At 50.6% G+C, this 21,525-nt stretch carries 18 protein-coding genes and 2 pseudogenes; 7 read left to right on the top strand and 13 right to left on the bottom strand.

Annotated elements, in window-relative coordinates; all coding sequences use genetic code 11:
* Positions 1–225 precede the first annotated feature (225 nt).
* Positions 226–1,566 carry an ISKra4 family transposase gene (locus tag KTE_RS32010; RefSeq protein ID WP_201388751.1) on the top strand — a complete coding sequence of 447 codons (1,341 nt, stop codon included), beginning with the start codon at positions 226–228 and terminating at the stop codon, positions 1,564–1,566.
* A 406-nt stretch (positions 1,567–1,972) separates the two neighbouring features.
* Here the strand turns inward: KTE_RS32010 and KTE_RS49905 are convergent.
* A pseudogene (locus KTE_RS49905) lies at positions 1,973–3,188 on the bottom strand (IS110 family transposase).
* A 259-nt stretch (positions 3,189–3,447) separates the two neighbouring features.
* Here KTE_RS49905 and KTE_RS32000 point away from each other — a divergent pair.
* On the top strand, positions 3,448–3,915 hold the full coding sequence (locus KTE_RS32000; protein ID WP_201388749.1) for a ClbS/DfsB family four-helix bundle protein: 468 nt from the start codon (positions 3,448–3,450) through the stop codon (positions 3,913–3,915).
* Positions 3,916–4,015: 100 nt separating this feature from the next.
* On the opposite strand, the gene KTE_RS31995 is transcribed toward KTE_RS32000, so the two are convergent.
* Genes KTE_RS31995 through KTE_RS31985 form a run of 3 tightly spaced genes read right to left on the bottom strand, consistent with a single transcriptional unit; the run spans position 4,016 to position 6,982 of the window.
* On the bottom strand, positions 4,016–4,924 hold the full coding sequence (locus KTE_RS31995) for a PhzF family phenazine biosynthesis protein (RefSeq protein ID WP_201388747.1): 909 nt from the start codon (positions 4,922–4,924) through the stop codon (positions 4,016–4,018).
* A 1-nt stretch (position 4,925) separates the two neighbouring features.
* Complete coding sequence (locus tag KTE_RS31990) at positions 4,926–6,329, bottom strand: pyridoxal-dependent decarboxylase (protein ID WP_201388745.1); 1,404 nt, start codon at positions 6,327–6,329, stop codon at positions 4,926–4,928.
* Positions 6,330–6,343: 14 nt separating this feature from the next.
* Positions 6,344–6,982, bottom strand: a complete 639-nt coding sequence (locus tag KTE_RS31985) for an NADPH-dependent FMN reductase (protein ID WP_201388743.1) — start codon at positions 6,980–6,982, stop codon at positions 6,344–6,346.
* 138 nt (positions 6,983–7,120) lie between these two features.
* On the opposite strand from KTE_RS31985, the gene KTE_RS31980 reads away from it, so the two are divergent.
* Both KTE_RS31980 and KTE_RS31975 read left to right on the top strand, forming a co-directional pair.
* Complete coding sequence (locus KTE_RS31980) at positions 7,121–8,542, top strand: PLP-dependent aminotransferase family protein (RefSeq protein WP_201388741.1); 1,422 nt, start codon at positions 7,121–7,123, stop codon at positions 8,540–8,542.
* Positions 8,543–8,687: 145 nt separating this feature from the next.
* Entirely contained in the window at positions 8,688–9,509 is an 822-nt protein-coding gene (locus KTE_RS31975; protein ID WP_201388739.1) for an inositol monophosphatase, read from the top strand.
* A gap of 50 nt (positions 9,510–9,559) precedes the next feature.
* On the opposite strand, the gene KTE_RS31970 is transcribed toward KTE_RS31975, so the two are convergent.
* From KTE_RS31970 to KTE_RS31955, 4 genes and pseudogenes are all read right to left on the bottom strand, one after another.
* Entirely contained in the window at positions 9,560–11,386 is a 1,827-nt protein-coding gene (locus KTE_RS31970) for a protein kinase (RefSeq protein ID WP_201388737.1), read from the bottom strand.
* 374 nt (positions 11,387–11,760) lie between these two features.
* Positions 11,761–12,540 carry a L,D-transpeptidase gene (locus KTE_RS31965; protein WP_201388735.1) on the bottom strand — a complete coding sequence of 260 codons (780 nt, stop codon included), beginning with the start codon at positions 12,538–12,540 and terminating at the stop codon, positions 11,761–11,763.
* 175 nt (positions 12,541–12,715) lie between these two features.
* Positions 12,716–12,895: pseudogene (locus tag KTE_RS31960) on the bottom strand (chromate transporter); the annotation flags it as partial.
* A 118-nt stretch (positions 12,896–13,013) separates the two neighbouring features.
* Positions 13,014–13,880 (bottom strand): alpha/beta fold hydrolase, encoded by an 867-nt coding sequence (locus KTE_RS31955; protein ID WP_201388733.1) that lies wholly within the window; start codon positions 13,878–13,880, stop codon positions 13,014–13,016.
* A gap of 480 nt (positions 13,881–14,360) precedes the next feature.
* Here KTE_RS31955 and KTE_RS31950 point away from each other — a divergent pair, with 480 nt between their 5' ends.
* Both KTE_RS31950 and KTE_RS31945 read left to right on the top strand, forming a co-directional pair.
* Positions 14,361–14,738 (top strand): SH3 domain-containing protein, encoded by a 378-nt coding sequence (locus KTE_RS31950; RefSeq protein WP_201388731.1) that lies wholly within the window; start codon positions 14,361–14,363, stop codon positions 14,736–14,738.
* A 26-nt stretch (positions 14,739–14,764) separates the two neighbouring features.
* A complete protein-coding gene (locus KTE_RS31945; protein ID WP_201388729.1) occupies positions 14,765–15,295 on the top strand; it encodes a hypothetical protein in 531 nt (176 codons plus the stop codon).
* Here the strand turns inward: KTE_RS31945 and KTE_RS31940 are convergent, their stop codons facing one another.
* From KTE_RS31940 to KTE_RS31925, 4 genes are all read right to left on the bottom strand, one after another.
* Positions 15,296–15,919 (bottom strand): FMN-binding negative transcriptional regulator, encoded by a 624-nt coding sequence (locus tag KTE_RS31940; protein ID WP_201388727.1) that lies wholly within the window; start codon positions 15,917–15,919, stop codon positions 15,296–15,298. It lies immediately after the preceding gene.
* 86 nt (positions 15,920–16,005) lie between these two features.
* The gene (locus tag KTE_RS31935) at positions 16,006–16,596 is read right to left on the bottom strand and encodes a hypothetical protein (protein WP_201388725.1); all 591 of its coding nucleotides are present in this window, start codon (positions 16,594–16,596) and stop codon (positions 16,006–16,008) included.
* A gap of 243 nt (positions 16,597–16,839) precedes the next feature.
* Positions 16,840–17,187 carry a transglycosylase gene (locus tag KTE_RS31930; RefSeq protein WP_201388722.1) on the bottom strand — a complete coding sequence of 116 codons (348 nt, stop codon included), beginning with the start codon at positions 17,185–17,187 and terminating at the stop codon, positions 16,840–16,842.
* Positions 17,188–17,349: 162 nt separating this feature from the next.
* A complete protein-coding gene (locus KTE_RS31925) occupies positions 17,350–18,090 on the bottom strand; it encodes a cyclopropane-fatty-acyl-phospholipid synthase family protein (protein WP_201388720.1) in 741 nt (246 codons plus the stop codon).
* Positions 18,091–18,173: 83 nt separating this feature from the next.
* On the opposite strand from KTE_RS31925, the gene KTE_RS31920 reads away from it, so the two are divergent.
* A complete protein-coding gene (locus KTE_RS31920) occupies positions 18,174–18,917 on the top strand; it encodes a polysaccharide deacetylase family protein (protein WP_201388718.1) in 744 nt (247 codons plus the stop codon).
* Positions 18,918–19,467: 550 nt separating this feature from the next.
* Here KTE_RS31920 and KTE_RS31915 read toward each other — a convergent pair.
* The gene (locus KTE_RS31915; RefSeq protein WP_201388716.1) at positions 19,468–21,495 is read right to left on the bottom strand and encodes a hypothetical protein; all 2,028 of its coding nucleotides are present in this window, start codon (positions 21,493–21,495) and stop codon (positions 19,468–19,470) included.
* Positions 21,496–21,525: the final 30 nt, after the last annotated feature.

Raw genomic sequence — 21,525 nt, 5'->3', positions numbered from 1 at the left:
TGTATGACGGAAAAAGTACACAAAATGCTAAAATCATGCCCATTTGGAAGCCAACCAGGCTCTTTGAACTGGAATACCCATCGTCGCCAGAATCAGGCCAATGAGGTCGGATACTATCCGGTTAAGAAGGGTTGTGCCCAAAAGAGGGGGTTGAAGAAAACAAGAGGACTTCTCCGTATTGGAAACAGAAACGCAACATCTGAAGATCCAAAGGAGAATGCCCTCATGCAAGTGCAAGTATCGCTCACGCTCGAAGTTTCTGCAACTACAGGTTTGGCTGATTTGGAAGAGGCCATTGTGACACAGGGCCGTCAAAGCATGTGTAGGGCCTTGCAACAGGCTATCAGGCAGTGGGAACAGCGCCAGCGGCGCTGTCCTCGATGTAAAAATGACGATGTGCGCGTGGAAGGCACCGTTGGTCGAAGGGTGCTGCTGGTCTTTGGCCGAGTGCGCTTGGCCTTGCGACGCTACCGCTGTCAGCACTGTTTGCATCGCTGGTGTCCAGCCCGTCATCTCTTGCGTGATCTGCGTGGGCAGCAGGTGAGCCCTGGCCTGCGAGAGGCAGCCGTGCTTGCAGGAAGCTCCTGGCCTTACCGGCATGCTACTCAGCTCTTGGAACGCTTGAGTGGGGCTCAGATCAGTGCCGAGGAACTTCGTCAGCTCACGATGCAGCAAGGAGAGCAACAAGCTTGTGTCCAGCAGCAGCATGCTGAGCAGGTGCTGAACGCAGCTCCCAACGAAGGGAAGGGCGAAGCTGGCGTGGTGGGCATGGATGGGGGCTGGACGCACAGTTGCGAGCAAGCGGGAGGCATGGAAGGCAAGGTGGCTGTGGTTGCCTGCAACAAGCAGGTGCAAGAGCCCAAAGCGCAACCTGATCCCTCGCAATTGACCTGGTATGAGCTGGCGAAGCGCAGTGCGAAAGGAAAGCGACTGGGTCCAGTTCACCAGCGAGCTCGCTGGATGAAACGCTGCTACGTGGCCACCTTTGCCCCTTCCAAAGCCTTGGGGATATTGGCTGAGGCAGCGGCCCGTGAGGTGGGACTGGATCAAGCCAAGAGCGTGGTGGTAGCTGATGGGGCGCAGTGGATCAAGCAAGAAGCCAAGCAGCACTTTGCCAAGGCGACACATATCCTGGATTGGTTTCATCTCTGGCGCGTGGTGCGCAAAGCCATTCGAGAGACCCAACGCGACCAGCAATATCCTGAGACCTGGCTCACCGAGCAGATCACTGAGATCAAAAGCTGGTTGTGGCATGGCGAGGTCGATCAAGCTGTCAAGCGGTTACAGAGTTGGCAAGAGAAAGGGGAAGGCAAGGCCTTGAAAGCCGCTGTGACCTATCTGCAGGAGCAACGGGAGTGGATCGGCTCGTATGAAGCATGGAGACAGGCAGGCTATCCGGTGGGCAGTGGGATTATTGAGCGAGCGGTGTCTCTGGTCATCAATCGGCGTATGAAACGACGAGGGATGCGCTGGAAACGAGACAATGCCACAGCACTGGTGACGTTACGAACCGACTTTCTCAATGCCGATTGGCAGCGCCATCCATCTCATCGAGCATTTGTGTAGCCAACAGCCCCCAGTTTTGGGCACAACCGTTAAGAAGGTATACTTGGTTTAGTAAAGAAGTGTTAGCCCACCGCAATAAACTACTGGCCTAACTCGCTCGTTCCACCCTATCCACTTACAACCGGAGCAGATATTCAGTTCTAAAGAAGGAGACTCTCTATGTCAAACCCTAAAATGACCAATTTAAAACCAGGCAAACATGAAGAAGACAGGGGGAAGAAGGATGCTTTCAACACGGCATGAAGGAGTGTACCACGCCGCTCAGGCGTGTCAAGCCGCTGCGCTTTCCTTGACACGCCTGAGCTTGCGTGGTCAAAAAAAGGCATGCCGAGTTGAAAGGCAAAAAACAGGCGCCTGTTTTGCCTGGGAGGAAGAGCGCTTCGCTTTTCTGTGGTCGATTCAGCACTCACGCCGCACGAGGCGCATGCAGGCGTCTGGCGTGTTCAAAGATCGTAGGCTGGTAGGCTTCTCTTTTGAGCCACAGCGCAAAGAGAATGCGTCCCCAGACATTGGCCAGCGCGCGGACAGCGACGCTGTGGCTTTTGCCTTCCCGACGTTTGCGCTCATAGTACTCGCTGGCCCAAGCTTCGGTCTGAGTGCTTTGCCAGGCAAACTGCTGCAGCACGTTGCGCAACGGCTTGATGCAGGCATAGCGCCGATGCGCTTTGGCATAGTTGCCACTTTCATAGGGCACCGGCGAGGTACCAGCCAAGGCTTGCAAACTGGCAGCATCCGCATAGCGCGAGCGATCATCCCCGATTTCTGCCAACAGTCGTGGGGCAATCCGCTTGCCTGCACGAGGCAGCGTGCGAAAGAGATGACTGTCAGCATGCATCAAAAAAAGGCGCTCGATCTCCTGATCATAGGCGGCAATCTCTTTCATCACGGGCTGCAATTGGCGGATCAGAGCGATCAACAAGCGCGATGCGGGTCCTGCCCATCACTTCATCGGCAGTCAACTGGGGCTGATGCATCTGGTGCACAATCGAGGCCGCGGTCTTCTTTGGCGTTGGATGCCCAGTGCTTTTCAACAGCTCAGCAATCTCTTCACACGAAGCATTCATCGCCTCCTGCGGGGTCGGATAGGTGAGCAAGAACTGCAAGGTCGAAGGTTGTTGCACCTTGGTAAAAAGGGTGAGCGCAACCGGGTAGTACGCTTTGAGACAGGCGGTGAGTTGATTGACCAGACGGGTTTGCATCTGGATCAAGCCATCTTGATCGCGTGTCAAGACTTTGAGTTCGGCAATCAAGGGGCTATCGGGTTCCAGTCGTCTCAGATCAGCCACCTCCGATCTGCCGTGTTTCGCCAGCAGATAGGCATCAATCTGGTCCGTTTTGGCTCCCGATGCCGAGCGTTTGCGATCCACCGTTTTGGGGTTGACCGGATAGACGGCAAAACCAGCTTCCAACAAGTGTGTAATCAGCAATCCATGATTGGTCTCGATCAGGCACGCCAGCTCCGCCTTGTGCTCTGGACCACAAATGGCTGTCAGTCGGCTGGTCAATTCGTCGAGTCCTTTTGGCGTGTGCATGATTCGAAACGAGGCGAGCTTTTGCCCTCGTTCATCGAGGACGAGAATGTCGTGATGGGTATCTGCCCAATCGATTCCTGCAAACCACATGAGCAGGTCCTCCTGCTGAAACAACGGTTCCTGGTGAGGCGAGAGGGTCCTTTTACTGCGGCGCTCACGGCGCGACTCTCCAATGATTCGTTTCCCAGGAACCCAGGAAGGCGAAGAGCGATCTTTCTTAATTGGTCAAGCCCACATGGTGAGAGGAGTCTTTCGCCTTCCAGATTCGAGCGTTCATACCAGCAAGTGTACTGCTTGCTGTGGCCTTGTGTCGAGAAGGCCTGTTAGTAGTTTACTGTAAAAGGAAAACATGTCAGAGGAAATCCTGACAAAGGAGCAGCTTCTACAAAAGTTCGCAAATGCCTACGAGCAAGTCATAGAGACCGCTACTGATGCGGCACGGCGTGGTATCGTACCCAAAGAAGGCACGTGGGGGCCACGCGAGACCGTCGCGCACCTGGCAGGTTGGGAGATCATGTCAACGGAGTGGCTACCGCATATTGTTGCTGGCATGGTCCCTCTGGATGACGAGGAAGGAACTCGGCAAACCGTTATGAACGACGCGATCAACGCCATGATTGTCACGATGATTGGAAACCAATCACTGGAAACCGTCTGTAACATGTTGCGGCAGGCATACCAGCGTAATCTCGAACAGCTCAGGAAGTTCGACGATACGTTCTACCAGCCAGGCAATTATATGTACGACCGCACGAAAGATGTTCTGGACCATTGCCAGGAGCACATCGAGATACTCGCCCCTGTCCGCCCTGCTTAGTTCTACAGTGGTAAATGAGGAAGAGAGGCGAGACGACGCTTGAAGTGGCAAAGGCGCGCGGCTGCTCGATGGGCGCGTTGTGTTGAAAGAACGAGAGCTTCTAAGGCTGTAGGCTCACAAAGGACCGTTCGTCTGGGAGGGCGTGCAATATTCCCTGTCCGACTAGTGAGACATCACCGCCTACCAACACCGACCGCACATCATGCGGTTGCCCCTCGACACGAATACGCATCTGACTGGGCCTCCCTGTAAAGCGCCCCTGTTGCAGAAGATACTCCTGTCCAGGCTGGATGTAAGCGTGTTTCGCCAGGTATGCACCAACTGTCCCAGCGGCGCTCCCTGTCGCAACATCTTCCAGCAAGCCATCGTTATTCCAATGTCTACCTTCTCGCGTTGGAATATCGAGGACGTAGGCAAATTGCGCGCCCACCTGAGCCAGGAGGCTCTCAAACGTGGGATAAACGATGCGGGCGCGTTCCAGCCCTTGTTTAATGGGTACAATCAGGTAGCGCAGTCCGGTACTAACAACCTCTAATGGAAGATGGGCATAGAGATCATCCGGCACAAGATTCAGGGCCGAGAGCAATTCACCAGTGTCTTTCTGCGCCACTTCATTGAGAAATTTGGGCTGGCCCTGGTCTAGCAGCGCCCGATAGTGCTTCCCGTTTTGCTCAGTTGTCACCTGCACCGTTTTTTGCTTCAGCACGAAGCTCCATGTGCGCGTTCCTGATGCGCCACACAGCGCGTGCAAGACACTTGCCGCTCCTAACAGAGGATGGCCAGCAAAATCAAGCTCTTCATGCAGATCAAAAACCCGCGCTCTAATGATGTTTCCTTCCTTCGTCGGAAAGAGGAAAATCGACTCGAAATGGTGCATCTCCTGGGTAATGCACAGCATCTGCTCGCTACTCAGGCTGTCGCCTTCTGGAAGGACGGTCAAGCTATTGCCAGTAAACGGTCGAGCACTGAACACATCGACATGATGATAGGCAAGATGTTGGATATCCATACTAATCCTCTCTGCTGTTTGTGGTGTGGAACGTAATCTGTAAGGCACCACGCTCTAATGCTTCAATCATTCGTTGTACGTCCCGTTCGGTTGTCGACCAGTTGACAAATGCTGCACGTATCGCTGGTTTGCCAGCAAAAAGGGTGGGCGTGAGCATCGCCTCACCATCGCGTTTCAGTGCTTCTAAGAATCGATCACGCTGATCTGCATCTGTTTTACGTAAAGCAAAGCACACAATATTGAGGGATACCGGGGCTAAGAGCTCAAAGTGTGTGGATTGCTCGATGCTTTGTCCCAGTGTCTGGGCGAAAAGACAAGATTGTGCGACCAGCGCTTGATAGCCGGAACGACCATAGGCCATCAATGTCATCCATGCAGGGAGCGCGCGGAAGCGGCGAGAGTTCTCAGGCGTGCGGTGCAATAAGTCTGGACCTGCTCCCAAATAAGCGGCAACGGCCTTGAAGACTTGTTCTTGTAACGCGACATGGCGGGTAAAGATGAGGCCTGAGTCGTAGGGGACATTCAGCCACTTGTGCCCATCGGTAGTGATCGAATCAGCCGCATTCAAACCACGCAGTAGATGGGATCGGGAGGGATCACAGGCGGCAAAGAGTCCAAAGGCGCCATCCACATGCAACCACGCGCCATAGGTCTGACACAGCGAGGCCAACGTTTCCAGGTCATCGAAGTCACCTGTATTCACTTCTCCAGCACTGGCGATCACAATGGCAGGTTTACCGCCAGCAGCAGCGAGACGCTGAGCCAGGGCGGCAGGATCGATGGCCTGTCTCCCCGGCAAACAAGGCACATATTCGACGGCTTTCCGGCCCATCCCCAGGATCGAGAGGGCTTTGAGGATGCTGGCATGCGGAACACAGCCAAAGACCGGGATACGAGGCATATTCCATAAGCCCTCCTCTGAAGGATCGTGCCCGAGTCGCTGGAAAGCCCATTGACGCGCGGTCGCCAGAGCCACCAAATTGGCCTGGGTCGCACCGGATACAAAGACACCATCAAAGTCATCGGACAGAGCAAAAAGGGTACGCAACAACGCAAGCGTTTCGCGCTCCACAGTGGTGGCAATGGAATCTCCATCATTACTCACATTTTGATCATAGGACGAGACAAGCCAATCTCCTGCTAAGGCTGCCGGGGTGCTTCCGCCGGTCACAAATCCTAGATAACGTGGTCCGGCTGATCCAGAAAGTTGGGCCTCGTATTTACGGCGAAAGCAGGCGAGGGCTTCTTGTGCCCCCAGTCCTTCCTCTGGTAATGTATCGGGTAGAAGAGGCTCGGGAGTATGGCCAGCAGGACGTTCCGCGAGACTGTGCAGAAACTGGAGTGCGGCGTTGTGAGCAGCGTCAAGAATACGCTCTAGCTGCTCACGATCTTGATGGAAACGCATATCATTGTTCCTTTCTATTCCTTCATGAGAGCCTGGTGAAAAGTCCGTTGGGAGTGTTCCTCAACGATCCAATGCGCGGCAAACATCGCGCTTGCCCGTGCCACCTCGGCTCCCAGCCGGAGTAACCTCTGATCGACGGTGGGATTCTGAGCCAGCCCGGCTCCATCGAAGGCCTTACGGCTGCCGGGAATAGCAACCATCGTAGGCGCGACCCAGGCACCCATAGCACGGGCCGCCAGCAACATAGTAGTGAGGGTATTCATGCCCGAGCCGGAGGTGCCACCCTGTGCTGCTATGATCCCGGCTACCTTCCCTTTCATCCCCGATGCGTGTGTCGTGTACAACAACTCCAGAAAGTCCAGGGCATTCTTGAGCGAGCCACTGATGGCGTTGTGATAGACCGGGGAGGCCAGGATGAACCCCTGTGCCTCATAGACTGCATCGAACAGTGTCGTAATCACCTTGCGTTCCGCAGGAGTATACCCATCGAGAGTATAGGTCCCATCGAATAAAGGTAGCCGCAAAGTTGCCAGGTCGATCAGGTGGGTTCGTGCTCCTGCCTGTCTTGCGCCGTCCAGCGCGATTTGCAGAGCCAGGGTAGCGGTAGAACCGGTACGTGGACTCCCTCCCAGGCCAAGAATAGTGATGGTCATGTGTCCTCCAGAAAGAAGAATGCGGGTAAACTTATCCTGAAGAGAACCGCTGCGCTCTTGACAAGCTCTCTTGCTATCCAATATAAAAGAGAATAGATCGAAAAAATAGATCCAATTCAAATATGATTGGTATGAAAAGTGGATAGTCAGCAGTTTGTACATCTTCTTGGTCCCTGGACGACGAGACAGAGACCATTGTATCGTCGTCTGACCTCCGCTCTCCACACGCTCATTCTGCGCGGGGATATTGCACCAGGAGCACGACTGCCTGCCGAACGTGTACTGGCTGAAGCGCTGGCGGTCAGCCGAAGCACGGTGGTTGCGGCCTATCGACTTCTGGAGCAAGAGCACTGGATTGAGCTCAGGCAGGGAAGCGGCGCCTTTGTCTGTTCACTGCCATTCGGTCGAACCTATGCCTCACCTGTTCCTCCTGCTTCGTTCAAGGCTCCCTGGCATCTTTCCCAAACACAAGAAGAGCAACTCATCGATTTTTCTGTGGGAACTCCTGGCCCTCTCCCAGAAATGCCAGCTTCCCTGTTTCACCTTTCTGGCCCCGACATCGAGCAAATGATGACCCAACGAGGGTACACCCCTCAAGGTTGGCGGCCTTTGCGCCAGGCTCTTGCCTCTTACTATCACCACTGGAATCTACCAACATCGGCAGAACAGATTCTGGTGACAACTGGAGCCCAACAAGCGATCTCGCTGATTGCCACGCTCTATCTGCAACGAGGAGAGCGCGTCTTGCTCGAAAATCCCACCTACTTTGGGACGATTGATGTGCTACGAGCGCTGAGAGCGCAACTCATCCCGCTTGCGATGGACGTGACCGGTATCGATCGATTTACGCTCCGCAAGCAGGTGAGAGAAACCTCCCCACGCTTACTGGTCGTCTCTCCTACCTTTCAGAATCCAACTGGCATGTTGATGCCTTTCAGCGTTCGGCAGGACATCGCTCAACTGTCAAAGGAGGCGAAATTACCCGTGCTGGAGGATCTGACCTTTGCTGATGTCTTGCTGGAACAAGAAAGCCCTCCTCCCATTGCCGCCTATGAACAGAAGGCAACGATCCTCTCCGTCGGGTCCCTCAACAAGCTCTTTTGGGCGGGATTACGAATTGGATGGGTACGTGGGCCTGAGCCAATCATCGAACGGCTCACCCATCTCAAAGAGACCAGTGATTTAGGCACTGGTTTGATCTCTCAAGCACTGGCGTTACAGGTTCTCCAGCACCTTGATTCTCTTCGGCGAGCTCGTCAAAATGAATTGCAACAGAAGCTCAAACTCATCACGGAGCTCGTTTCCACATCATTCCCCACATGGACCTGGCGACCACCTGAGGGAGGATATTTTCTCTGGCTTCGATTGCCAGACGGCAACGCGCTTGAGTTTGCTCAAGCCGCGCTTCGCCATGGAGTCGTGATCAGCCCAGGAACACTGTTCTCAGTCGATAATTCCCACCAGGCATATATCCGTTTGCCCTTTCTTTTCGATGAAGAGACGCTCCGGGAGGGAATGAGAAAGTTGGCTCAGGCATGGGAAACCTATACCATGTTTTAATCCATTGTAAATGGGAAATCACTCTCCATCTGGTATACCCCGTGTAGAGCGTAAATTGCGTTCTTCTTTGCAGACTGACCAGTTGGTCAGTTGAGCGAGACAACGCTTACCAGAGGCGCAGAGGGAATAGAAAGGAAAGACATAGATGGATTACCAACTGTTTCTCATGAAGACGCTCGCAGACGCTTCCCAAATAGCGCGTGACCATTTTGGAAGCGTCACACCAGCAATAAAGGACGGCGACACAAGCCAGGTGGTCACTGAGGCTGATATAGAGATAGGAAGGATGATAAGCGAAGAGATCAAACGAACCTATCCAACCCACAATATTCTTGATGAAGAGACGGGTATCGTTGACAAGCACTCACCCTACACCTGGGTCATTGATCCTATTGATGGAACGAGTAATTTTGCGCAGGCAAGCCCGCTCTATGGCTGTATGCTAGGACTCCTCAAAGACCACGAACCCATCGCTGGTGGTTTCGCGCTTCCTGCTTTCCACGAAATCTATACTGCTGAGAGAGGAAAGGGGGCGTACTGTAATCAGCAACGTGTGCGGGTGCAAGATCAGAAGGAATTGCTTTCAGCCCTGGTTGCCTATGGAGTAGAGCGGCATCAAGAAGATCCAAACAGAACGAGAAAAGAATGCGAACTATTAGCAGAAATCATCTTAGCATGCAGAGGCGTACAAACAAGCAGTAGCGTTTTTGATGCCGCAATGGTAGTGAAAGGAGTGTATGGAGGATTTCTTTATCAGAATTGTAAAATTTGGGACAATGTGGCACAGCAGATCCTGCTTGAGGAAGCAGGAGTTCTCTATACCGATTTTTTTGGCCAGCCCATCGATTACAGACATCCTTTGACGAAAGCGACAGAAATGTTTAGTTTTTGCGCGGCTCCCCCAGCCTTACACGGTCAACTCCAGCAAATTATTTCCACCTGGAAAATGAAGTGCGCTTGTTCATGAGAGGCATGAAGTTTCATGCCTGACGCTCCGTCCTCTCGTGTGCCTTTCATCTAGTACGGACCTAACTGGGAGGACCAGCTAGACAGATAACTGCCATAGGCTGAGGCGGTCTCGCTGGCATTATCCTGAACCATACCGGTATAGCAGGAGGTCTGTCCCGGCGCGACATACTTGTTGCCACCAGTATCGCAGGTAAAGGCCTTGCCATCATTTATGCGCACAATTTTGGCATTCCCATATTTACCTGAGGGGAGAGCCTTATCGAAGACGATCTTGGCCCAGGCAGCATGACATGTGACGCTAAAGCGGAAATAGATTGTAGCGCCCACGCCTCCTAACGTGACATGCCTTGAATGTGAGTTTGAGAGTGTCTGATCACACGTTTGCCCATTAACGGTGTACGTGGTCGGATTCTTGCCATCAACTGCCGCGATTATAGGTTTGGGCGTAGGTGTAGGTTTGGGGGCCGGTGGGGAAGTATTTTTTGTTGTAGAGGTTGGCGTGGGCGAAGGCTGCGTCGTAGAGGTCGAGGTAGATGTAGCCTGCGAATGATTGTTGGTGTTAGAGTTATTCTTCGAAGCTGGCGTAAGGGAATTGCTGGGCGTGGCTGTGCTATCAGGAGCACCCTGACGGTCGCTGACAAGAGATGCTCCTCCTGTTGCAAGTTGATTCTGTAATAAACCTATGGGCACAGCGAAAGCCTGTATGCCAACAACAGAACCCGCCACTAGAACGCTGCCCAGCAATATCAGCATCACCAGCCCGATACTGGCAAGCGCGAAGTAGTGCTTCTTACTACCCTTACCAGTGTGCCCCGCAATGGATGCTTCTGGGTATGTTGCGAGCTTCAGGGTATTGGAAGCAAGCTCGGTAGGTATAAGTGTTCTGCTCTCCTGGGAGACATCTTCCGTTTGTGTCGGCTCCTGGAGAGAAATGCTCTCATCGGCAGAAACACCGTTCTCCTGGTTAGTGGTTACTGACATAGATTCATAGGGGTCGATGTCTTCAGTTATTATGATCGTCGCCCCAGTAGATACAACAGGCTCAAGCGTGTGCTCATCCTGGCTGGCTAATTGTAGCGCAGCGGCAAACTCCTGCACGCTCGCGAAACGCTTTTGCGGGTCACTGGCAAGTGCTCGCTGCACGACCTGCTCTACCTCCACGGAGAGGCGAGGGGCCAGCGCACGCAGAGACGGAGGCACGCCCTCATCTAACACGCCCTGGAATGGCGACTTGCCACAAAGCCATTCATAGACCATGACACCGAGCACGAATTGATCGCTGGCGGGACCAGCCACACCAGTACGCTGTTCGGGGGCTGTATACACAGAGTAGGAGATAGTATCCTGTTTGGCATCCAGCACATTAAGATATGTAGCATTATCGATCAAAGTAGCAAGTTTAAAATCACTGAGCAAGACCTTGTCATCGGCATCAAACAGTATGTTTCCTGGTTTGATATTGCCATGTACCACACACTGGTCATGTGCATACTGTAAAGCCGAGGCAAGAGGTGTGATATAACGCAAAACCTCTTCAAGCGATAGCTGCAAACCTCTGGTGTGCCGATTACGCAAGGTACCATGTGGCGCATACTCCATTACCAGGAACGGCAACGACACAGGATCTCTACCAATACCACGATCTAATAGCGGCATGAGATGGGGATGTTCCAGTTTTAGCGCCTGTACCTCGTCGAGAAAAGCCTTCTGATCTTCCTCTTTCGCGAGATTGACATTAAATACTTTCAGCGCGACCTCGGGCTGGTTCTCAACGTGCTGCCCAAGATAGACATCGCTGGTCTGCCCTCCGCCAAGCCAGCGAGACAGGCGGTAATCACCAAGTTGCTGACCAGATAGATCGATATACTTTGTCATTGCAAGCCTTCTCCAACACCTTGACACAAGATGAGACAGATCAAAATAAGTTATCTAAGAGCAATAGATGCGTCTATTGTATAGACAATTAATGCAATGCGTCAAGCAAGTACGACTTCTTTCTAGGAGTTTTCTCTTCTCAAAAGACTCTTCGCGCCTGCGGCGCTCAGCACGAGTCACCGAATCTTTTAGCACAACGTGGAAAATCAATTGCACTTTAGCACGAAAGCTCAAGGAAAAGTGGCAGCCGTGACTATACGAATTGAGATTTATAGTAAGAAGCAGAGGAAAAACGCTGAAGTGGCTTAAACCGCTTCAGCGTTTTTCCTCTGCTTCTTAGGAGTGCCAAGCCATTAGACCGAATCATACATACATTAGTAAGTAATCTTTACCGTAGTGCCGATTGGTGCCCAGTTGTAGAGCCATGCCGCCGCGGGGACAGGCATATTGACGCAACCATGTGTACCATAATTGGCACTGGGATTACCACTGGAGTCGTGGTGGGGATACTGAGTACCGGGGCCATAGTTATAGCGCCACCAGGAATCGTGCAGGAAGTAGCCGCCATACTGGAACTCCAGGGCGTAGTTGATGTAGGTTGGCGCATAGTAATACGGCGATCCTACAGGGTAAGGCGAGTAGAACGTGGTTGGATGCAGCTTTACAAAGATGTGGAAGGTGCCAGTAGGCGTTGGCAGTTCGGGTCGGCCCGTCGTCACCAGCGTCGTGTAGACCTGTCTACCATTCTCATAAGCATACAGGCGCTCCTGAGAGAGATTGACCACGATAGATTTTCCCTGCCCAGAGGGAGCGCTACTACCAATCGAGATCAAACCGCCATAAATGTAGCGGGGAGCGCTACTCGTGCTTGAGATGCGATACCAGGTACGAATACCCCCCCAGACAATCTGGCCATTGACCGCCTGGTAAATGGTGACCCTGGTATTGGGAGCATACGTGGTAACCACGCTTGTGCCAGTTGACGTGCCAGTACGTACGTTCGCCCAGCCAGTTGTCAAGCCAACCTGTGTACTTTGCGCTACTGCATTGTGATGTGTCTGAGCATGCGCGGTCAGCGGAGCAGCAGCTAGAAGCCACGTCCCTACCAGGGCAAGCGCACTAAGAGCAAAAATTTTTTTCATGAGGGTTTGCATAGAATTCCTCCCTTTTAATGCAATACTGAATTCTCCCTCTAAAGATGAGTATATACATATTTCTCTCTAAATGGAAGTGTTTGATGCTCTTTTAAAAAGAACCAGAAAATAAGTGAGCATCCTCTGAGATCTCTATAAGCACGACCATGCGTGCCTATTTTCTATAATGACAGGACGCCAGCAAAAATCGCACAGAATCTGTAGGAGCGTGAATAGCGCTTGTCCAGATAGGCTGATAGAGGGCTGCCAGAAGGATACCTACTACTGCGGCACTAACACCACGTAAGGCGGCCTGAAAGGGTTCAAAGCCCCGCAGACGATTCCAGAAAGGGAGAATACCAATCACAAACAGGAAGATATCAACTCTCCTCACATCCGTGATCTTAGCATAAGTAAGGGTATATGGTAGTGAGCTGGCAGAGCCAATCCACTATCACATACCCTTACGGCGAGCCATGCAGTGACGAGAGTAGCTATACAGTCTGGCTGATGGTCGAGGGAGACAAGGCAGTGGGAGTAGCCTTCTGCTGGCTTACGTGGCGTAAAAATTGGGTAATCATGGGCATGACAATGCGAGACTGCGTATAAAACGAGGCATGATCTCCACCTTCGATAGCAAAAAGCGCTGCTTGCTTGATTTTACGTGCCAGAAGTTCGGCATCCTCAATGGGAACGTCAGGATCATCGGATCCATGAATAATGAGTGCTGGAGCTGTGATACTCTCTAGAGAGCCATCTTTGATCGCTGCAAAGGCGACATAGTCAGCATCATAGCCAGTTTTACGCTGTGCAAAGATCGTGCCAGAACAAAGCATTCCCTCAACGGCATCGCCAAAGGGTAGCAAGCGTGCGATAGGCGCAACTAGAAATAAGAATGGCTCGGACACCAGGAGGTATTCAATGAGGCGCGCCTGGGCCTTTGCCCAAAGCGAGGCTTGCGCTAACTTCTCTTGTGGAGCATAGCGACGCACAATGGCGCCAATCATAATCAGTCCCTGACAACGCTCAGGATGGCGCAGTGCAAATTGAAGTGCCGAAGGGCCGCCACCTGAGAAACCTATCACACTGGCCTGTTCAATACCTAATGCATCTAAGAGGGCAGCATAGAGATCAGCCTGAGCTTCGGGAGTAGCTCCGGAAGCCAGGGGGGTACGTAGATAGCCCGGACGTGAAGGGGAGATAAGTGTGCAGGAGTTCTCGCCCAGAAAACGCGCGAAATATAAACCTTGATCATAGCCACCCGGCGTACCGTGAGCGTAGATGACAACGGGACCGGAGCCTGTAATCTGATACTCCACGGGACCAAGCGCAGTATTGACCACGAGGCCACCTTCTGACACACGCCTGGCCTCTTTGTATTGCCAGGAACGATATGCCTTATGAAGGCCCCACGCGGAAACAGCGGCCATTGCGCCTAAGCTTAACCACAGGCTACTCCTACTCTTCTTCTGAAGAAACTCATCTTCACGCACTTGCTGAAAGTTTTTCTTTCTCCTAGAAGGATATTTCGGTTTGGAGGGTCCAAGCATAATTCTACATTCCTTCCACGCGCTACAGGCTGGTTTACTCTATCCTAACGTCTCTACGCAAGAGGTAGCCTTTATCTGACCGCTTGTGCACATTACAAAGGCTACTCTACCAGACTTATCCCTATCAGACAATTCACCGGGACTCATGGCAAAGTAAAAAGTATGATCAAAAGCCTTTACGCGGGAAGAGATATTCTGATATGCTTGAGGAACTTTTTTTACGCAAAATGCTAGAAAAATCTGAGCGGCGCTTATTTGCGTTGTGTCACTTCTCAGAATAAAAAGGAAGTCATGCAGTCTTTTAATCCACCACGGCCATGTCGCGTCATAAAGGCCTATCAATCCACCAATGCCGAACCAATTTCATTTGAGGCTGGCGAAAACGTCTACATTAGCGAGAAGGTTGATAGGTGGAATAATAATCCAGAGTGGATCTGGGTCTGGTGTACAGACCAGCGCGAGAAGAGCGGCTGGGTTCCCCAGAATTTCCTTCACAAGCATATTGATACATCCATGGGAATAGCTCTGGAGAGATATATAGCCGTAGAATTGACCGCCAATGAAGGTGAAGAATTGCTCGCAAAACAAGAGCTAAATGGCTGGCTCTGGTGCGTCAAACGCCTGGGCGAGGCCGGTTGGATACCACTGGAGAATATCGCCTGGTTGTAATAGCAGGCAAGGATTATACTGAAAACATGACACCTCTCCTCTCTTTGCTTGAGAATATCTGCCTGGCTGGAGGATCACTGTTACTCTATGTGCTCCTCGTGGCCTGGGCATGGCGCTCTTCGCGCACAGAGGCATGGGCCATGCTCATTGCCTCCACATGCATTGGCATACTTATCACGCTCGATGCAACACTTGTCGCCAACCCGTCATGGGTATTCTCACTACCCGTGCTCATCCTGACCTTGCTCTTTGGTGGCTCGGTCTTCTCTTTCCCCCTCGTCCGTCACTATGACTGGTTTATTACGCATTATGGCTGGCTGGGAAGGCTTGTCTATGCTGTTGTCATTAGCTTGCTTATTCCTGGCATTCTCGACAGCAACAACAATGGTTCATCAACCTATACCATCTTTGGGCAGGCAGGAGAGAGCATGTGGAGCGCAATCATCCTTATTGAAGGCGTCTTCTGGCTCCCCATGCTCCTCTATGAAAGGCTACGCTGGTACTCCAACCGGAGAGCAAGTACGCGCACAGACCTCATCAAAAACAAACTGCTCTGATCACTGCGCTATACGCTTACGCATCAGGGCAGCCACTCCCTTGCTAACATCATCCTGAGTCTCAAGCTGGTCAACAACCTGCTCCTGATCTGTGAGTGAGCGATTCTGATTGAGCTTATACTTTCCCTGCAAACGCGTAATTGACATAGTGAATCCAACTACGCCACAGGTCATTTTACGCATAGCCTCGTTCTCCGGTTGGAGGGACCAGGCAGGCTTATCTGTACCCTCAAACACATGTACCTGGTCTCCTAATAGGACCATAAGATCATCAGGATCTTCAACTAGCCTGGGAACACCATAGGCATGCACGACAGCGTAGTTCCAGGTAGGAACGCTTATTGCCGGCTCACTATACCACGAAGGCGAGATATAGGCATGAGGCCCCTGAAAAATAATCAAAACCTCCTGCGAACCATCAAACGTTTTCCACTGTGAGTTGCCCAAGGCGAAATGTCCAAGGAGTTGACCATATGGGCCTGGCTCTGCCTGAAGAATTACAGGTATATGGCTAGCGACCGGAACGCCCTCCTGGTTTGAAATGGCCAGAGCGAAAGGGTTACCGCTCATAAAGGCGTGTAGCTCCACCAAATCTTCTTCGCGAAAATGTTTGGGAACGTACATGCTACCTCCTTTTCTCTTTTACAGGCAATTAAGAATCCCTTGGTGTCGCACTTCATATTACAATCCGTCGAATAAAAAGCCTTTTGCTATAGAGCTTGATTTGATCCCTCAGGAACAAATAGCGGCTGTGCTGCAACCTGTAGGCTCTCAATATTTTCTGGTAGAAGATAAGTTTGAGAGGTATGCACGCAAAACTCCAGCGCGGGACCCATTGTCATTTGTCGCTGCCAGAAGATACCCTGCTGCTCGATGTTAGCAGCCTGGAGCAGACTATACAATTGAGTATAACTCATACCAGCAGGCTTACCAAACCAGGTAACGGAGCGAATACCAGCAAAAGTCGCGGGAGTAGTCGCCCCGTCTTTCAGGCGATACAGGCCACCTGTTCCATAACCAGCCAGCCGCGCAACCTGATTATGAGGCTCCCGACAGATTCCCGAGACAGCCGCTTCATCCACCAGATCAAGCGCGGCCGAGTTCTCAACGAGATACCAGTCTTCATAGACTTCGCTCCCCTCACACATCCATGGCAGTTGAGGCATTTCTAGAACGATTGACCCCTTAAAGCCCTGTATCCGTCGCTCTTGCAATATCTGATGAAAAGCGACGAGGCGCTCCTGATACTCCACCTTCTCTACATTGCTTGCTCGCTGATGCCAGAATACATAAGCTAACATAAAATATCCTTCCAAATACTATAAGAAATATCTATTTTAGTAAATACAAACCCAGCATTATCTTACACCTCATTTGGACATAAGAAAATGACCAATTTATGTCAAACAAGGCATACCACCTCTCGCTTCCTAAACAGAAGGACTAAATATATACCTTCTCAACTCATAGAGAAGAAGCAGGCAAGCTCTTTCCGTAGAGAGCTTGCCTGCTTCTTCTTTGCTTATGCTGATTTACCGTATGGCTTAGAACCAGCGACGGCGGCGGCGAGGGGCACGTGTATAGGTACCACGACGATAGTAATAAGGACGCACGCGATGGTAAGCAAAGCCGCTCCAGATGAACACCAGGATCGCGGCCACAAGAATCGAGCTAACCAGGGGTACACCCGCCAGAAGTGGTTCACCAGCGATGCTGAAGTTTAGGAGACCAACCACGATAAAAATCGCCAGGAAACCCAACAAAACGGCTCCAATGATGCCATCAGGAGCACGACGGCGCGCGATAAGTTCGCCAACAACGCCCACAAGCAATGCCACCAGGAACCAGACAAGCAATTTAGTAAAGGTAATAACGAATGCAGCTAATACCATAATCTTTTATTCCTCCTGCAACTTGGTAAGTTGTAGATGCAATTGTGCTTATATTACGTTAAGCAGGAGCATTTTGGTTCAAACTTGCGTCGCGATGCGCTTGCATAGGATGTTGGGCTACAGTTGGGTTACACTATAAGCTGGCAAAAGTTTTGATAGCTCTTATTTTTGAAAAAGGTATAAACCAAAACCTAAAGTATCGCGCCCCCAACGCACATATGTATCACGCCAAGCACGAATGCGTTTTAGTAGTCCAGGCACATCTGGATCTTCTGAATGCTTTCTGGCATAGAGCTCTATATTGCGCAAATGTAGCCATTCATAACGATCCCACTCATCATCATTACAGACACAGGCATAGAGAGGAACCAAACCTTCTGCGGGACCAATGGTGACATTCTGAGCATGTGTCATACATTCATCGCGGCTCCCCCCAAAAGCAGCAAGATATTCGGGCTGCGGTTCCTGCTTCCAATATCCATCGCCCAAGAGGATATACCCGCCAGGCTTCACCCAGCTTTTAACCTGCTGGAGTGTGGGCTGAAAACCGCCTAAGATGTGACATCCACCCAAACAGCTCACCAGATCCAGAGATTCCGGCTCAACCTGAAGCGTTGTAACATCCTGCTCTAGAAAAGTAACTTTCTTATGAGGAATCCTTGTGCTCGCCTGAGCTTGAGCTTCAGCAATGAAAGGAGAAGCAAGATCGACACCCAGCGCCTCAGCGCCATAACGCTCGACCAGGCGAAGCAATAATTCGCCCTTCCCTGAAGCAAGATCTAACACCCGCGCCGTATTTACGAAATCCAACAAATCCAGCACAGTCTCAATTTTCTCTGAGCTTAAAGGATTACAATAGCGCATTCCCTCATGAGAGATAACAGTATACTTGAAGCTATCCAAAGGTAAATTTTCCTTCTCTTGTTTTCTAGGATTAAACTATAAGAAAAAAGCAGCATGTATAGGTAAGAAAGTCTGGTATAAAGATGCAACAAGGCGCTCATGATATACGCTGGGGTCTAGTGTGCTGGCTCTTTGTGCTAAGCCTGCTGCCTGGTACAATACAGGCTCAAGCCATTGCCTTTCAAGCACATGTTGCTCATAGCAATATAAACTACCCTCGCTTTTTACTTTCTTCACTATTAGCTCCTCAAACTATAACACGCGGGGATGTTTCTAGCTCAATTGCGTTAACATTCGATGATGGGCCAGATCCAACCTATACCCCCCTCGTGCTCAATGTACTCGCGCATTATGGAGTACATGCCACCTTTTTCTGTGTTGGAGAGCAAGTCCAAACTTACCCAGATTTAGCACTACAGGAGAACCAGCAAGGCAACGCCGTAGAGAATCACTCCTGGAGCCATGTGAACCTCACAGTGCTTCCTCTTGATATTATTCGCAAACAAATACAATCCACCTCTACAGAGATAGAGCAAGCTACAGGAATTACGCCAGAGCTTTTTCGGCCTCCCTACGGCTCGACAAACGAAAATGTCAATAATATTGCGAGAGAGTTTGGCCTTACTCAGATATTCTGGTCTATTGATACACAGGACTGGCAACAGCCAGGCGTAGATCAGATTGTAGAAACAGTTCTCACTAAGATAAAAGGGGGCGATATTATCTTGATGCACGATGGAGGAGGGGATCGTGCAGAAACGGTACAAGCACTTGCACTCATCATCAGTGAACTGCAACAACGAGGCTTCACCTTTATCGTACTATAATCAGCACATCCTTGACAGGGCGACTCAGCGTTAACAACTTCGGTTTTCGCGACGAAATTCACTTTAATAGCAAAGTCGTGGACGCCACCCCCTGGCAAATGCAGGCTGGGAAATCACGCTCGAAAATGGTGAAAAGGCACGTTATCGTGCGCTCCTAGTTGTGAACGGGCATCATTGGGATTCACGTTGGCCAGAGCCACCCTTCCCTATTTTGCCCAAATACATTCTCGGCCAACTGCTTGACCAGCTCACACCTCCAAGCTGGGTACCTTTCCCATGGTAGATACAACTGCTACGCTTCGCCATACGCCTGCAAGTTGGCAAGCTGGCAAACTAACCGAATATGGATTGCCCCAACCAGATCATAAGCGTTACACATGCATCCAACTGTAAGCTCGGATTTCACAGCCTCATGATGGTTTCAAGAAACCATCATGAGGTAAGCAATTTCACGAGAGGATTCTCTAAGAAGCCCTGTAAAATGGCTTAATGTGTAAGCCACATGGGAAAACAGTAGCATTTCCTGCATGCTTTCGCGCTGAGAGGCTTACTACGGCGTTTTTTTCTTTAGTAGGTCCCGTAGAGCGGCAAAGCGATTTTGTGACCTTTGTAGCACCTCTGAAGACTCAAAGAGGCTGAGGCAGGTACGCATGTTCTGGCTGCGTTCATACCACTCTTGCTGGGAATAGAGAAATGTCTGGCGTACTTTATTAGAGACAGTAACATCAAGCAAGAGAACATAGCGTGTTTTCTCAACATCCACTGGCAGAATAAACTTCTTACAGAGAACCATACGTGGATCATTGCAAAGTTGCTTATAGAGTTCTGTGGCATCCTGCAAAGACATATGAGCCTGATCAGGTTGTAGTTGAATATATAGTGGTGGCGCTTTTAGCACCTGAAGCGCTGAAGACTTAATCTCCCTTGCCTGATAGTTACCCTGGCTATGACCTTCTTTTAAAGATGATGCTGGCTGTTTGAGTGCCTCAATCAACTGACCGTATGACAGGGACGCATACTGGTCTACGAGTTGGTGCACATCATCTGGAATAGCAACGTGATACTCTTTGCTACGTGCCAGGAAGAAAGCTGGCGGATTATGTAGCGAACCATCACGGAACTTACAACTTAAAGTCTTCATCAAGGCTGCTATGATGGCTTCCGGTTGTGAATGCTGCTTGAGGTGAACAACATAAATTCCCCACTTGGAGCGATCCTCGCCCAGAATAGTTCCCAGAAACGCTGCTAAGGTTTGTAGACTTTTAACGTTAACGTTATTTAAGTTATTAGTAATTATTTTATTAACGTTAACGTTATTTAAGTCGTTTAAGTCTACCTGATTTTCGGTAATGGAGGCGACTTTTTGCGAAAAGTCGTCCCTTGTCGGATGAAAGTCGACTCTAACAGGCGACTCATGCTGCGAAAAGTCTCCCTTCTCATCAAGGGGGTTGACTTTTTGCGTGCTATGCAAAGAGGAAAAGTCACCTTTCTCAGCTAAAAAGTCGCCCTCTTTTTCCTGAATATGTGAAAAGTCTACACCCAAAGGGAGACTTTTTGGCATGACTTCCTCTTGCTCCTCCAAGGAGTCTACCTCTAGTAAAGAAAAGTCTGCTTTCTCAGATATAGGTATGGAGAAAGAGTCTACCCTTTGTTGCTTAAAGTCTACTACATTTTGAGTGGATGAAGGAAAAGAGTCTACTCTCTGTTGCTTGGAGTCGATCATTAGATTCTCTGGTGTAGAGGGCCGACTTTTTTTCTGTGGCAATGCAGGTCTCGCTGAGAGCGGAATCTTATAAGAAGGGTCTACCTTTTCTGACTTAGAGGGTCGATTTTTTAGTGTGCTTGCATTGCTCTTAAGCGACAATTGCTCGGAGGACTGGTCCTCTGCTTGCCTGGACGACAGAATTGGATGTGCTGAGGTAGGAAGACTTTTTTGTGCTGTGTCTACCGTTTCGAATTGTTTACTCGGCAGCACACGTTGAAAGACGTGTGCAATTTGTACAAGGAGATTCTGTTGCTTTTTAGAGTCTACCCCTTCATGTTGGAAAAGTTGACGAATTTCTTGCAGCATGGGTTGTAGCTCGCCGGGAACTCCCATCTTATCGAAGAAGGTTTGTGGCGAGCTAAAATACAATAGAAAACGTGTTTTCACCTGTTGGGCACTCTGACGCACCTTAGGGCGATACTCAGCAATAAGGTTGTCTAGCGCTGCAAGTGATTCTGGTGGAATATAGCTATCTAGTGGGAAGTAGAGCTCTACCTGGCGTTGTCTTCTTCCCTTTACGAAGAAGCCAAGCGCACAAAAGAGTGCCACATATTTATGTGTTGTATCGTAGCTCCAGCCAATGAGCTTACTCAACACACGAATATTTTTGACGGTAATGACGGCGAAGCTCTGTTCCTGCGCGAAGGAAGGTAAAGTGAGCTGCTTAATTGTTGCATAGCGCAGAACTAATCCAAGGAACTCTATACCATTCATTGGAGATGGAAATAGTTTCTCGATTGCCTCTAATGTCGCAGGTTGAACACATTCTCTTGCGACACCTACATCCTTACTTGCATCTTCTATTGTTGGCATTTCCCGGCTATATCGTTTTCGTCCATTCGA

Source organism: Ktedonobacter sp. SOSP1-85, assembly GCF_016587415.1.
Taxonomy (GTDB): Bacteria; Chloroflexota; Ktedonobacteria; order Ktedonobacterales; family Ktedonobacteraceae; genus Ktedonobacter.
Note: the sequence above shows the minus strand (reverse complement) of the source record. Positions and strands in the feature narration are given on the sequence as shown.